Origin of the sequence: Pseudomonas sp. BF-RE-21, assembly GCF_019947305.1 — a bacterium.
Taxonomy (GTDB): domain Bacteria; phylum Pseudomonadota; class Gammaproteobacteria; order Pseudomonadales; family Pseudomonadaceae; genus Aquipseudomonas; species Aquipseudomonas migulae.
In genome coordinates this window covers 68,542-81,396 of record NZ_JAGYGF010000006.1, presented here as the reverse complement: position 1 = coordinate 81,396, position 12,855 = coordinate 68,542, and the positions used below count along the sequence as shown (strand labels likewise).

Annotated in this window: 10 protein-coding genes and 1 pseudogene; 4 read left to right on the top strand and 7 right to left on the bottom strand. The window is 52.1% G+C overall.

The genetic code is table 11. From position 1 onward, the window contains the following. Nucleotides 1-14: 14 nt before the first annotated feature. The 7 genes from KGB25_RS06755 to KGB25_RS06725 form a co-directional block, all read right to left on the bottom strand. Complete coding sequence (locus tag KGB25_RS06755; RefSeq protein ID WP_223434648.1) at nucleotides 15-1,574, bottom strand: hypothetical protein; 1,560 nt, start codon at nucleotides 1,572-1,574, stop codon at nucleotides 15-17. Between the two features lie 450 nt (nucleotides 1,575-2,024). Further along, on the bottom strand, nucleotides 2,025-2,309 hold the full coding sequence (locus KGB25_RS06750; RefSeq protein ID WP_093216022.1) for a hypothetical protein: 285 nt from the start codon (nucleotides 2,307-2,309) through the stop codon (nucleotides 2,025-2,027). A 244-nt stretch (nucleotides 2,310-2,553) separates the two neighbouring features. Continuing rightward, nucleotides 2,554-3,900 carry a site-specific integrase gene (locus KGB25_RS06745; RefSeq protein WP_223434647.1) on the bottom strand — a complete coding sequence of 449 codons (1,347 nt, stop codon included), beginning with the start codon at nucleotides 3,898-3,900 and terminating at the stop codon, nucleotides 2,554-2,556. 32 nt (nucleotides 3,901-3,932) lie between these two features. Continuing rightward, nucleotides 3,933-4,976 (bottom strand): hypothetical protein, encoded by a 1,044-nt coding sequence (locus tag KGB25_RS06740; RefSeq protein ID WP_223434646.1) that lies wholly within the window; start codon nucleotides 4,974-4,976, stop codon nucleotides 3,933-3,935. Then, complete coding sequence (locus KGB25_RS06735; protein WP_223434645.1) at nucleotides 4,969-7,161, bottom strand: tyrosine-type recombinase/integrase; 2,193 nt, start codon at nucleotides 7,159-7,161, stop codon at nucleotides 4,969-4,971. Before KGB25_RS06735 ends, KGB25_RS06740 begins: the two co-directional genes overlap by 8 nt. Further along, nucleotides 7,154-9,379: a hypothetical protein gene (locus KGB25_RS06730; protein ID WP_223434644.1), complete on the bottom strand. Its 2,226-nt coding sequence runs from the start codon at nucleotides 9,377-9,379 to the stop codon at nucleotides 7,154-7,156. Before KGB25_RS06730 ends, KGB25_RS06735 begins: the two co-directional genes overlap by 8 nt. After that, a complete protein-coding gene (locus KGB25_RS06725; RefSeq protein WP_223434643.1) occupies nucleotides 9,380-10,213 on the bottom strand; it encodes a deoxynucleotide monophosphate kinase in 834 nt (277 codons plus the stop codon). A 116-nt stretch (nucleotides 10,214-10,329) separates the two neighbouring features. On the opposite strand from KGB25_RS06725, the pseudogene KGB25_RS06720 reads away from it, so the two are divergent. From KGB25_RS06720 to KGB25_RS06705, 4 genes and pseudogenes are all read left to right on the top strand, one after another. Continuing rightward, nucleotides 10,330-10,668, top strand: a pseudogene (locus KGB25_RS06720) (dTMP kinase); the annotation flags it as partial. Next, on the top strand, nucleotides 10,661-11,647 hold the full coding sequence (locus KGB25_RS06715) for a DNA polymerase III subunit delta' (protein ID WP_008031605.1): 987 nt from the start codon (nucleotides 10,661-10,663) through the stop codon (nucleotides 11,645-11,647). The pseudogene KGB25_RS06720 and the gene KGB25_RS06715, both read left to right, overlap by 8 nt. A gap of 42 nt (nucleotides 11,648-11,689) precedes the next feature. Then, nucleotides 11,690-12,046, top strand: a complete 357-nt coding sequence (locus tag KGB25_RS06710) for a PilZ domain-containing protein (RefSeq protein ID WP_192227904.1) — start codon at nucleotides 11,690-11,692, stop codon at nucleotides 12,044-12,046. A gap of 15 nt (nucleotides 12,047-12,061) precedes the next feature. Next, nucleotides 12,062-12,847 carry a TatD family hydrolase gene (locus KGB25_RS06705; RefSeq protein WP_008040884.1) on the top strand — a complete coding sequence of 262 codons (786 nt, stop codon included), beginning with the start codon at nucleotides 12,062-12,064 and terminating at the stop codon, nucleotides 12,845-12,847. The last annotated feature ends 8 nt before the right edge of the window (nucleotides 12,848-12,855 follow it).

Genomic DNA, 12,855 nt, shown 5'->3' with positions numbered 1-12,855 from the left:
GAATCCCATCAGGGTCAACGCGTCAGGCTGTGATCCAGCATCGCGGTCACTAGGTTCACAACAGGAAGGGAATGCTTATAGTTTGCAATGATCCGCTCAAATTGACGAAGAATTTTCTCCCCATTTACCTCTTCTTCGCGTAACACAGTTTTATAGAGGACATCGAAACCGGTTGTCGCAACGGTGTATCGACCGTTGTCCAACCGACTCATGTCTCCGAACATTGAAAGGAGAGCTAAATAGCATTTCCCGCCAACCGTTACGGCAAGTGGCGTCAAGCAGGCGGCTTTGAACGGCTCATGAGCCTCGTCGAATCTGAAATTAAGATGTGCCCCAGCCGCGCTGCTCAAGAAAGCCCAGAGTCCCCTGATCTCTCGATGACTGCGCATCAGCTCTGTCACAGACACCATCAACAGTCCCCGATCCCCGAAATAGCTTTTAATTTTGAGCAGCAAATCGGCGGTTTCTAGTGCTGGCAAATAGCTGGGTAAGCCTATGCCGTTTTTGACGGTGACGGAGCTTTGTTTGCCTTGGAAATCCATGTCTATAGAGAGGTTTTTGGGCGAATGCAGCAAGCAAACAATCTGGAAGAAATTAGAAAGCTCATCCAGATTTGCGGGCAAGTCCGGATCAATCGTCGAGGTGAACTGAGCGCTTGAGCCGTTCTCATTCATTAGCCAGTCGAAGGGACCGCAGTCGAATCTCAAGATTTTCAGATGCTCGGGAAGCCAAGCATGCATTGGGCTGGCGTAGGCGGAAGCGTTCACTTGCGCGCTCGCGCCGGTAGAGAGGTCTCGGAAGGTCAGCGTGCCACGAGCAGTTGGCGCAGCCGGTGTAATCTCCATTACCCCTGTAGATAATTCTCGACCACTACCAGGGTCTACCTGGCCAAACCTTCGTGTGGAAAACTGCAAATTCTGCAATTGAACAGATCCGCCCATTCCTAGGCTAGCGTTCACTAATGCGGTTAGATTTTCCATGCCCTCAAGCTGGAAATGCATCACGTGACCGCCATCCTCAAAGCCAACAGTTTTCAAAAAGGTCAGCTTCTTGTCAGTGTATTCAGCTGATGAGCGTCCGACCGCACGAAGGACTTCTGACTTGAATGTGCTGGGTTCACTGAGCCTCATTTCGCGGCCTAGCCCGAAATCAATGCGTAGGGTGAGCTTGTGCAGTTTTTCTGCTTTACCCGCGATGATATGAGTGTTCACCCTCTCCAAAATTTCACGAATCAGAGATTCATCTACGTGACGTATGAATGCCCTTGGGGAGTACAGCCCCTGAGAAAAATCCATCAGGACATAGAAGGAGGGAAGTGGGCTGGTGGCCATTTTTCTCAGGTTGGACAGGGTGACATCGACTTTCAATGAAGTGGTGCGGGTGGACTTTACTTGGACTTTACCTGCAATGATGGGCTCATGGAGCGTTAGCTGTGTAAGCTCGCTCGTTTCCTGTTCGACCTCGACGAAAACGTCCCATCCGTGTTTGTCAGCATTGCTTTTGTTTGCGGTCACTCCATCGACGGAGCAAAAAGCCATGAAAAAGTGCTCACCACCTGCTCCGATATCGCCCATACATTCCTCTAACTTCTGATCTGTTCACTGATTGGCGGAAGCTCATCACCTCTCGCGGCGGCGCGTGACTTAGCTTGCTTACGTGAGTTCCTTGCTTACGAAGACAACGCTTGAGAGTGAAGTTGCGACGCATAATCCCCCTCTTAAGAATACTGGATGTTCAGCCAAGAATGCTGGGCACCAGCTATGGACTATCCGCTTTTTGAAATGATGTGATGTGTTTGAGAGATCGATTTCAGTAGTGATGGAAGCGAGGGAGGGTGATCCGCTGGTGCGGTGCTAATCACTAGGTTGTTCCGCGGGAAGCGGCGGGAGAGCAGTATGTCGGGAATGGATAGGGTCTAAGCGTAGCCCGCAGCTTTAGCGTTCGGCGTTGACCGATGCCCGAGGAGACAGCCCGCTCCTGGATCGTCCTTTGAAATGCCAGCGATACGAGGGGCGCGGGCAGTGTCAAAGGCGTGCATTGATCCATTCCCAGACAATCTTGCTAAGCCAGCCCTGATGCTCCCCGTTGTTCAACTTAGTGACGAAAATGCGGTCATTGGCATCCAGTCTGGCGCGAAGGTCGTCAGATATCTGGTTCGCCGTAGCGGTGCTGCTAACCCATCGAACCGTTTCAAGGCCCGGATCGCTTACGTTTGGATAGCGATCCAAATGCTGAATGAAGGCCTGTCGAGCTTGAGCGTAATTACCGCGCTCTTTGTTGATGTTCCAGGTCACCATAAAGACAGCCATTGATTGCTCCTTGTTGAATCGAGGGTGGCGTGACCGAGATTAAGCGAAGGCGAAACGAGAGTCCACTTTGTGTGCATACACTCGCTATTCATTAATTTTGATGGAAAAAATGCGACTGATGCAGGGAACGCTTGCGCGAAGCACCGTTTGAGAATCCTCAAGCCAAGCTCTGTTGACTTGGCGCACGCAATCCCCGCCCCGAACCCTTGCGCTAGATTTGCGAAAGCCAAGGGCGCTGCGATTCCTAACCTGCCATCTGCTCCTCTTCGTCGATTGATTCAATTTCCTCGTTGGCTAAAACATCTTCGGGCATTTTTAGACCGTTCATAAAATCTCTGACCGTTTGAGCAGGTGATGTGACGAGGTCAAATGAGCGCCCCTTGTGAAGCAGCATGATGAGGCGTGCCATATCGACGTAATATTTATAGGTGGTCTGGACATCGTCGTGACCCATCTGCGCAGTAAGGACTTGCGCGGTCGCAAGATACAAGGCATCCAGCGATTCCGTCAGTAGCCTGTCACCAAAAGTCGCAATGATGTGTTGCGTTGGCCACCAATGACGGCTCTGATAAAATGCCAAGTGCGCCCGGAACTCGGGATGAGTTTTGATGATTTTGTTTTTTGTATAGTTCGTACGGGATGCAATCATGTTTTCATCGATTGGCTCTCCCTTTTTGTTCAGGAACAAGACGCCCGGTGGGCAGGCATGTCCATACCGTTCTTTGTAGAGCAGTTTTCTGGTGGTGTAATAAGGGATAATGTAATTTTCTTCAAGGGACTTTAAATCTGCCATATGGATGGTGATTTCACGGTCTTTGTTTCCCTTGCTCTTATACACGGTATAAGATGTTGTTATCCGATGTTTGTCCATTTCTGAATAGGGCGAGATATGTTTGTTGTCTTTATTGCCGATATAAGGAAACTTTACCAAGTCCATCGGGCGCATCGCAGTGCCAAGTGCCAAGTTGAACATGGCCGCATAGACAGGGTCGGAATAGTTTTCAAGTAGGAGTTTTATTTCAGGATCAGTGATTAGGAAGTTAGATCTTTTTTGGCGATTTTTTTTGTCCAAGACACGAATGTTGCTCGCATCAATCTTGCTCCTGGCCATAAGTTGCACATAGTTGAGCATGCGCCTACTACGAAAATTTGCACGCCATGTTTTCAAGGTGATATGGACGTTGGTCAGATAGCCACGGTCATTGAGCCACTTGAAATACACCAGCAAAATTTTGGCATCCTCATAAATGGTCTCTGACGAAGGGCGGAGTGATTGTGCTTCTACACGATCAATTTGACGCTGGACTTGCCAAAGCTTGATGTCTCTATTGTCAGCCAACACGTGATACAGGCCCAGTGCTTTGTTCTTCATTTTTTCCTGAGTGGATAAAAAGCGATAAAACATGGAAATGATACTGGCATAGCGCTTTGACGTTTTTATAGAGGCACGCGTTTCTGAATGCAAAAATATATTAGGGTGCGAGAGCAAGATGTTTTTTCCGTCTTGCCCTGCAATGAGGATGCAATGCGAGACTTCCATCAATACCTCAGCACTGTTGTAAGTGATCTCTTTTGATTTTATCGTCAGCATTATGGATTATCCGTGTGCAAGGCCCGATTGAATTAACTGCCAGGATTTATTTTAAAGAAGTTAACTTCATCAAATCCCCATGCGATGGCAGGCTGGTCGGCGTTGTCCGCGCCTTTGACCTCCTCGGGTGGCAGTAATGATTTGTAGATTCCAAGTCTTTGTAGCTTTTTTTCACTTTCCGAGCCGGAAAAGTGTGGAATGTAAATGCTTGTTTTGAATGTGTTTGGAATATGCCTTGTAAAAGCAATAATCTCACTGCGACTGAACAGCGGCAGTCTGACGATCAGGCTGACTTCCTTTGGTAGGCTTATGTACTGATCGGCAAATGATTTGAATCGTGAGATGTACCGGTCGGAGAAGAAAATAACACGGACGCCTGATGTGTTTGCATATTTACTCAACTTGTCGCGAATTTTTCTTAGCTCGACATTTTTCTGATCCTCGAACGTGTCGAAGTTTTTCCCGCGTTGATAGTCAATGCAAAGCGCTTCAATATCCAAGTCGAATACAAGCTTAGTGTTCTTCGATGACTCGGTTTCTTTTGCAAACGACGAGTTGGCGTCCACACCCAAGGCTAACTTGAGTTCCAACCTTTGAATCTGGCTCAGCAAGTCGGCATTGTGAAGTGTCTGTCTCTCGAGCGAGATGCGTATTTGGTCACTTTCCAATAGCACAATATCGCTGTTCATGAGCGAGGTGATGTGCCTGTCCAATTCCTTCTGAAGCGTCTTCTCGTGTTCAGCCTTAAGACGTTCAATTTGCTCGGTATACTTGGCCTCAACCTCGTTGACGGCTGTCTTGGTCTGCACTTGTGACCGGAGTTCGTTACCGTTGACCAGATCGGCGACATCACGCTTGCCGGCGATGTACGGTTTTAGATCGCCGTAGTAACGGTCAAGTGCCTGGCGGCTGATGCCAGCCCGGTCTGCCACATCCTTGAGCTTAAGCTTTGAACGGTTTCCGGAAAGGTGATGTTCCACAATGATCTCGATCAAGAGCTTGCGGCGCTGGGCGCCGCTGCCTTGTTCAAGCGTGTCTGGATGTACGCCAGTTTGAGTGGTCTGCTGCTCAGACATTGCGCGCCTCGATCAACTGAGGACTGGAGTGGCCAGCAGCGTTAAGGTTATTTAGGTGAATTTGTGTTGCCTGAATCCTGCGCTGCAGTTCGCGTTCCGCCGTAGAACTCAACTTGCCGGTCGAGTTTTCCAGAACGGTTGTATAAAACGTAACGTTGTCGCTCAGCGCTTGTTTGGCAGAGGCCAAGACAACGATTTTTTTGCAATCCATCTGGCAATTAGAGGGATCGGGCATGATCAACTCACCTTCCACATGCTTACCATGCAAACAAGGGGGCAGGGTTTCGCGGGTGAAATGCTCCCCAGTCAAGCAGTAGGTACCGACTGCAGTTCGGCGGATGAAAATGGGCTCGCCGGCGGAAAGCAGATGGCTGATATAGGCCATCAGCGACACCTTGAGCTGCTTGCCGCTGAATTCATCGGGACGCTTCAGGATTTGCTGATAGATACGCTTGGCTGCGTCACCCGAATGAGCGCCGAATCGGATTCCCGCGACGATTTCATGAAATTCCCTGGTGTAGTTTTGCTCAATGGCAATTGCAACACTGCGAACCATCAACGGATTGCGCGCGATGTAGCGCATGGTCATCGCGTAGCTCTTATGCCCAAAGAGCGCGCGGATGATATCGATGTTCCGTTCATCCCGATTGATCAGGATTTCTGCGATGGTTTTGCGAAAGCGATGGCAATGCAAGCGATCAATAGGCAGTTCGTTTTTCAGTTGAATGATGATGTAATTGATCAGCGCAGGGGTCGCTTTCTTCACGGTCTTGTTGGATTTCTGCGCCTGGAACAAAAAGCCTTGTTTGACAAACGGCTCAATACTTCGCAGGTCCTGGTATTGCATGACCAAGTCGCCGATAAATTTGGGGATCGGCAGTCTGTCATCTTCACCGTGCGTTGGACTGGCAGCCGTTTTCCAGCGGGTAATTTTGAGCCAGTAATCACCATTGCCATCAATTTCAAAATCCGCGAAGCTCATCACCGCGAGCTCCGATTTCCTGGCCCCTGTCACCAACGCCAGCAGAATGAAAATCGCGTTACGAATGCCATCGAGCACATCGGCGTAACCTTCGATCCAGGTGTACGAGTAGTAATCGACACCTTCCTTGGCAAATTTGCGAATGCTGGGGCGCATCACGGTCTTTTCTTTGACTGTGATGGTCATGAGTTGCTCTAGCTCTTCAAATCGCTCTCGACGAGTGACGAGCTTGTCTGCCAGATGAATGAATTTGCTTTCTACCAGGTAGTCCTTGAGCTTCTTCAGTTCTGGCATGACCCCCTCAACCCAAAACATTGAGTAGTCGATCAGAATCTCAAGGTCCTCTTCGGAATAGGAGACCCAGCTATCCAAGGTGCCCTGGAAGCGCGATTTCACTACCTCCTGACGCCGCTCCGGGATGTCGATTTTTTCAAGAGCGATATCCAATCGAAGCTCTTCAGGGATCAGTTGGTGCTCCGAGAGGTTGATCCAGAGCCTGATCAGCTTGAACAGCGCAAAATAATGGTGTTTGGCCTCACTTTCTTTGGCGGCCTCAAATGCCCGGAGGATCAATGGCAAAGAGATCATTCGAAGATGATGAGGCTCGGCGGTCAGCCTGTTGGCCGAAAAAATGTACTGTTCCAGGATCTTGTATTCGTTGCCCCATGATTTTGTCGTCGAGTACGAACGGATGTAGCTGAAGGGCGAGAATTCTGGGATCACGTGATAGATGAGTGCGCGTTTCAGCTCATTCGATCCGGGTACCTTGCGATCAAAACGCACATTGTTTGGAAAGCTATGTTTGCCATGTGGGAAATACCAGATGGCGTCTCTATAGTTCGAGCCTTTGGCGACAGGAAATTTGCCGCCTGTGACTACCAATTTGCTCCCCAAGGTCACTGAAGGCGTGGCAACGGGGGACTTGAATTCCTCCTGCAAAGCTTCCAACTCCTCAAGCTCGGACTCTGAGTAGTCGGCTTCCATTTCCTGGAGCAGGTGCTCTGCCTCGGATTCACTTTCCTCTCCATCATCAGTGTCTTCTTTCTGGGACGTGTTCTTGTCCTCTTCCTGGTCAACCTCATCACCGATGAAGTCGTCAGTATCATGGGTGGACGGTGCAAATCCGTTCAGAGGATCAATATCGGAGAGGTTTTCAGCCGTTTCAATGGTTTCGAAAGCTGAGGTTGTATTAACGTTAGACATTGTATTCCTCACTCTCGAAAATGATTTCCAGGATGTTCAGGTCTCGTGGCAAGAGTGGCGACTCCCGGCGGCGGTATCGTGCTGCGGTCGTAATCTCGTTCTCATCTCCCCACTCATCCAGAATGAACTGAAGAACCTCCAGCTCTTTGCTCAGCCGTGAGCTGAAGCCCGATTCCTCGGCATCGCCCAACAACTCTTCCAGGTGTGACGCGCGCTCCATCAGGAATGGGAGTGAGTCTTCAAACACACGAAATTGGCTGCAAAAAATGCATTCTTTGATGGCAAAACATTTGCGGCCCGTGCTTACGATGATGTCCGAGCCCACCCAGTCGGGTTTCGTTTGGTTGGCACACCCCCACAGCGCTCGCGGTTTACCCGGGATGTGAAAGATCTTGAGGTTCGCCGAAGCCTCTGCCTGAGCCTGTTTGCCCAAGAGTCCTTTAAACTGCCGTGTGCGTAGCAGTTTGACCACTTCTTCCAGTTCCGAGCGCAACCGTTTCAAACGCTCATAGTGAGCGGCGCTTGAACTGTCATAGAAGATGTCAGTGGTCTCTCGGTCTTTATGCCCCATCGTCATGGAGAGCAAGGTGATTGGATGGTGCTTTTTCTTGTAGAGAAGCCAGGTAGGCCTGAAGCGTCGCGTAAGTTCGATTGCCGAGGTCAGTCGCTTGCCGTCATCGATGACCTCGTACTGTTTGAGGAACTGTTGAACACCCACCGGGAAGGTCTTGGGGTGTGCAATTGAAGTGTGACGTCCACCCTTGACCCATTCACCCCACGGCCGGATGAATAGAAACATCGGATTCATTCTCTCTTCCGGCGCAAGAACAGAAATGACGTCGAATGGGTAATCGGCGAGTGGGCTTGAGAGCTCGATGGCCAGTTGGATGAGGTTATAGAAGCTGAACGGATCATCATTGCGGGTAGGCATGTTGATCCGTTTTGGGGCATCGAAGGGTTTACCTGCGCCCTGGGAACGATGCTTTTCCGAAAAGACGACTTTGATCGCTTCCTCGATAGTCCCCGTTAGCAGGTGCTCGAAATTGTCTTGGTCGAGCGCCAAAGCGGTTTCTTTGTTCCATCCAGACTGAAACATCATGAACATAAGGACTGCTGTCATGTCCGTGATGATCGGGTAATAAAGCCCTAGCACTTCGTCGAACTTGAGGAGTTGCGCTCCATTGGTGCTTCTATTTGCCCACGTCAGTCGGTGCAACAAAATCGCGATGATGTCGTCGCAATCTTCGGGGACAGTGGTCACTGTGGCCTGGCGATATTTGTTGTAAAGCTCGTCTGAGCTGAACTTGAACGGGAAATCATGGACGATGAACGTCTTTACGATCCGAGCGTAATCGACCTTCCAGTTAGCAAAACCCTTGCCTTCTACTGAGGCTTCTTCCTGTTCTTTTTGTTCTTGTTGCGCTTCTTGATCTTCTTGTGTTTTTTGGGGGGCTCCAGCGTTGGGGTTGTCGCGATGGTAGATTTCGATGAATTTGCTGATACCCTCTGCGTCATCAGTCAGCGCCTTGATTTCCGGATCAAGGCATTTTCTGAAACGACTGTGATAGCTTTCCTTTTTAGCTCTTTTCTTCTTTTTGAACTCATTCTTTTGCCATTTGAACAGCCATTCCTTGGTTGGCGTTGGACGTACTTCCTCCATAACCGTTGCGGCATCGTAGGGTTCGGCTTTTTCTACTTGTGCGCGAAACATGAGCTTTTTAAACACCGCGATAATGTGCGTGGTGATGGCCAGCTCAAAAGATTCAAACCCGTCAGAATTCAGCGGCGGTGTTCCGTTTTTTCTATCCATCGCCACGATCGGGAGCGCAATGAGTGGAAGTTTCCCGGTATCCTTGGGAACCACCGTCATGGCTGCTTTCAATTTCTCGGCGCACGCGACCGGGATATTTTTGTCACGTATATAATTAACGAAGCCACTAAATACTTCCGCGTTGATGTCGGTGTACTTTTTTATTTGCAAAGGCTCAGGATTGGCGAGGTTGTGCATCGCCATGTAATCAAGAAAATGCTCAATTCCGGATCGGAGTAAGTATCCATTCGGATGAGTGCGATCGGGAGCATAAAGCAGGAACAACCAATGCAACGACCTGCAAACATTGGTGGCCGGAATGTAGTTCGGGCTCATCAAGTAACGGCAATCGATACGCATTCCGTTAATCGATTCAACTTCGGTAATGCTATGGTCAAAGGCAGTCATTTAAACACCGCCTTTGTATGTTTGATTTGATTGCTTTGCTTTATGTGCCTCCCAGGCACTTTCCACCAGTGCCCTCAGGTCATCAAGGGTGCCGCTGTTCAGCAGCCGAACATCGTCGGTAGCCTGGTCGATACCTAACTCTGAGGAATGCGCATTCACCTTCTGAAGATCGGGGCGCGTGATATGCCAGATTGAACCTTGATGAGCGCGCAGGAACGACGCCTCATTCTCAAAGCGGATGTCTTTGATAATGATTGTTCGAGCGTCTTGCGTAAGTTGCCCCCTGTGCTTGAGCAGCATCACTGGGCGAGCGGCTCGTCTCTGATCGTAATCAGGGAAGAGGGTGTAGGCGTGGTGTTTCAAAAGCTCAATGGCTTCGCTTGGGGCCAGTCCCCAGTACTCATCTTTTATAGCTAAGCTGGTGGGGTTCCAGACTTGGTCGTCAGTGAAGTCGAAAAAGGCTTGGGCGGCTAAGGCGAAAGGGGCATCCGGGGAGGTAAGGTTGGCTGGGAAGGAGGCGTCCTTCACCCCCGCTGGTGGGTTGATTTCTCGGTCTGCTCTCATCAGCCAGTGGTCTGGGTTATGATTGCGCAACCATTCAGTTCCAACCGTTTGAAAGAACTCTCTTGGCGAGCGGCCCCATAGTTCAATGGCCTTCTCTTTCATGTCGTCCTGCCAAGCCTCCTCATCGGTCAAACCGAAAAGGGCTTGGCAACCAACCTTGAGAGGGTCGGCTAAAGCAAAGGCGGCTACCCCCGGGTAGGTCAGAAGCATTGATGCTACGGTGTCTTTTCCTGATCTGGCTAGGGCTGCGAGGCCAATGATTGTTCTCACGGTGGACTCCTGATTTTTTGCTCAAGCCCTCTACCTCGGGGCTTTTAAGCGCGTTTACGTTCTGTAAAAAGGATTGTATCCCTTTGACGTTTACATTCACAACAAACGGAAAACAAGACTCGACCTACGCCTATCAGGGCGGCGGTCGCGGTTTGTCGCTGGAACGCATCGCTACGCTGGAAAGCTTCGTTCAGGGCGAACTGCGCCCGGACATGACGCTGATTTTCGATCTGCCGGTGGAAGTGGGGCTGGCCCGCGCCAGCGCTCGCGGTCGTCTGGATCGCTTTGAGCTCGAAGGCCGGACGTTTTTCGATGCGGTGCGCAGTGCGTTCCTCAAACGCGCTGAAGCCGACCCGGCGCGATATGTGCTGGTCGACGCTGCCCAGCCGCTGGCGCAGGTTCAACAGTCGCTGGACGCCTTGTTGCCGCGTCTACTGGAGCTGACCCGTGGCTGAAGCCTATCCGTGGCAGGACAGCCTCTGGCAGCAGTTGGCAGGTCGCAAACAACATGCGCACGCCTATCTGCTGCACGGCCCGGCCGGGATCGGCAAGCGAGCGCTGGCCGAGCGCCTGATGGCCAGCCTGCTGTGCCAGCGCCCGACCGCGCAGGACGCTTGCGGCGAATGCAAATCCTGCCTGCTGCTCAAAGCCGGCAGCCACCCTGACAACTACATCCTCGAACCGGAAGAAGCCGACAAGGCGATCAAGGTCGATCAGGTTCGTGAGCTGGTCAGCTTCGTGGTCCAGACTGCGCAGATGGGCGGGCGCAAAGTGGTGTTGATCGAGCCGGTCGAGTCGATGAACATCAACGCCGCCAACGCCTTGCTCAAAAGCCTTGAAGAGCCGTCCGGCGACACGGTGCTGTTACTGGTCAGTCACCAGACCAGTCGACTGTTGCCCACCATCAAAAGCCGCTGCGTGCAGCAAGCCTGTCCACTGCCAAGCGAGGCCATGAGCCTTGCGTGGCTGGCCAAGGCGTTACCGGACAGCTCGGAAGAAGAGCGTGTCGAACTGCTGACCCTCGCCGCCGGCTCACCGCTGGCGGCGGTGAATTTGCAGGCCCAGGGCGTGCGCGAGCAGCGGGCGTTGGTGGTCGACGGTGTGAAGAAGTTGCTCAAGCAGCAGCAATCGCCGACACAACTGGCCGAAGGCTGGAACGCGATTCCGCTGTTATTGCTGTTTGACTGGTTCTGCGACTGGTCGAGCCTGATCCTGCGGTATCAGCTGACTCAGGATGAAGACGGGCTGGGATTGGCCGATATGCGCAAGGTGATTCAATATCTGGCGCAGAAAAGCGCTCAGGACAAAGTCCTGAACATTCAGGACTGGATCCTCGCCCAGCGTCAGAAAGTCATGAGCAAGGCCAACCTCAATCGGGTGCTGTTGCTTGAAGCGCTGCTGGTGCAATGGGCGTCATTGCCTACCCAGAAGTGACCGACTGGGCCTATCCTCTGAACATCAGCAGTGGAGGTCAGCATGAATGAAGCTGTCAATCCGGGGCCGCGCAACGGCATTTTGTCCCTGACCATCAAGGACAGCTCCGTGCTCTACGCGGCCTACATGCCCTTCATCAAGAACGGTGGCCTGTTTATCCCGACCAACAAGAGCTACAAGTTGGGCGATGAGGTATTCATGCTGCTGAACCTGATGGACGAGCCGGAGAAAATTCCGGTCGCCGGCAAGGTTGCCTGGATCACCCCCAAAGGCGCGCAAGGCAACCGGGCCGCTGGCGTCGGCGTGCAGTTCAACGACGGTGATGACACCGCGCGCAGTCGAATCGAAACCCACCTGGCCGGAGCCCTGAAGTCCGACCGTCCCACTCATACGATGTAAGTTGCAGCCCTTTTTATGCTCGTAGATTCCCATTGTCACCTTGATCGCCTTGACCTCGCCGCCCATGACGGCTCGCTGGATGCCGCACTCGACGCGGCCCGCCAGCGCGGGGTAGGGCACTTTCTGTGTATCGGCGTCAGTGTCGACAACGCCGCCGACGTCAAAGCCCTGGCCGAACGTTATGACGATGTCGACTGTTCGGTCGGCGTGCACCCGTTGGACGTGCAACCGGGCGCTGCGCCAGCGCTGGACTGGCTGCTGCAGGAGCTCAATCACCCGCGTGTGGTCGCGATTGGTGAAACCGGCCTGGATTATCACTACGAGCCCGAAGCGGCGGAGTTGCAGCAGGAATCGTTTCGCCTGCACCTGCAAGCCGCGCAGCAGACCGGCAAACCGGTGATCATTCACACGCGCGGTGCCCGGGCGGACACGCTGAACCTGCTGCGCGAAGCTGCTTTGCCCCAGGCCGGCGTTTTGCATTGCTTTACCGAAGATTGGGACATGGCCAAAGCGGCGCTGGACATGGGTTATTACATTTCCTTGTCTGGCATCGTCACTTTCCGCAACGCCGATGCGCTGCGTGACGTGGCCAGTAAAGTGCCTGCCGACCGATTGCTGGTGGAAACCGACTCGCCGTACCTGGCGCCGATCCCTTATCGCGGCAAGCCGAACCTGCCGCAATATGTGCGGGAAGTGGCAGAGTTTCTGGCAATGCTACGCGGTGAATCCTACGAGCGATTTGCCGCGCAGACGACCGAGAACTTCAAGCGACTGTTCCCGCTGGCGCATGTGAAAGGTTAAATCGCAGG

Excerpts from the sequence above, each read along its gene's own strand:
- KGB25_RS06705 (WP_008040884.1), top strand. The coding sequence starts at position 12,062 with ATGCTCGTAGATTCCCATTGTCACCTTGATCGCCTTGACCTCGCCGCC.
- KGB25_RS06755 (WP_223434648.1), bottom strand. The coding sequence starts at position 1,574 with ATGGGCGATATCGGAGCAGGTGGTGAGCACTTTTTCATGGCTTTTTGC.
- KGB25_RS06710 (WP_192227904.1), top strand. The coding sequence starts at position 11,690 with ATGAATGAAGCTGTCAATCCGGGGCCGCGCAACGGCATTTTGTCCCTG.
- KGB25_RS06740 (WP_223434646.1), bottom strand. The coding sequence starts at position 4,976 with ATGTCTGAGCAGCAGACCACTCAAACTGGCGTACATCCAGACACGCTT.
- KGB25_RS06745 (WP_223434647.1), bottom strand. The coding sequence starts at position 3,900 with ATGCTGACGATAAAATCAAAAGAGATCACTTACAACAGTGCTGAGGTA.
- KGB25_RS06730 (WP_223434644.1), bottom strand. The coding sequence starts at position 9,379 with ATGACTGCCTTTGACCATAGCATTACCGAAGTTGAATCGATTAACGGA.
- KGB25_RS06735 (WP_223434645.1), bottom strand. The coding sequence starts at position 7,161 with ATGTCTAACGTTAATACAACCTCAGCTTTCGAAACCATTGAAACGGCT.
- KGB25_RS06750 (WP_093216022.1), bottom strand. The coding sequence starts at position 2,309 with ATGGCTGTCTTTATGGTGACCTGGAACATCAACAAAGAGCGCGGTAAT.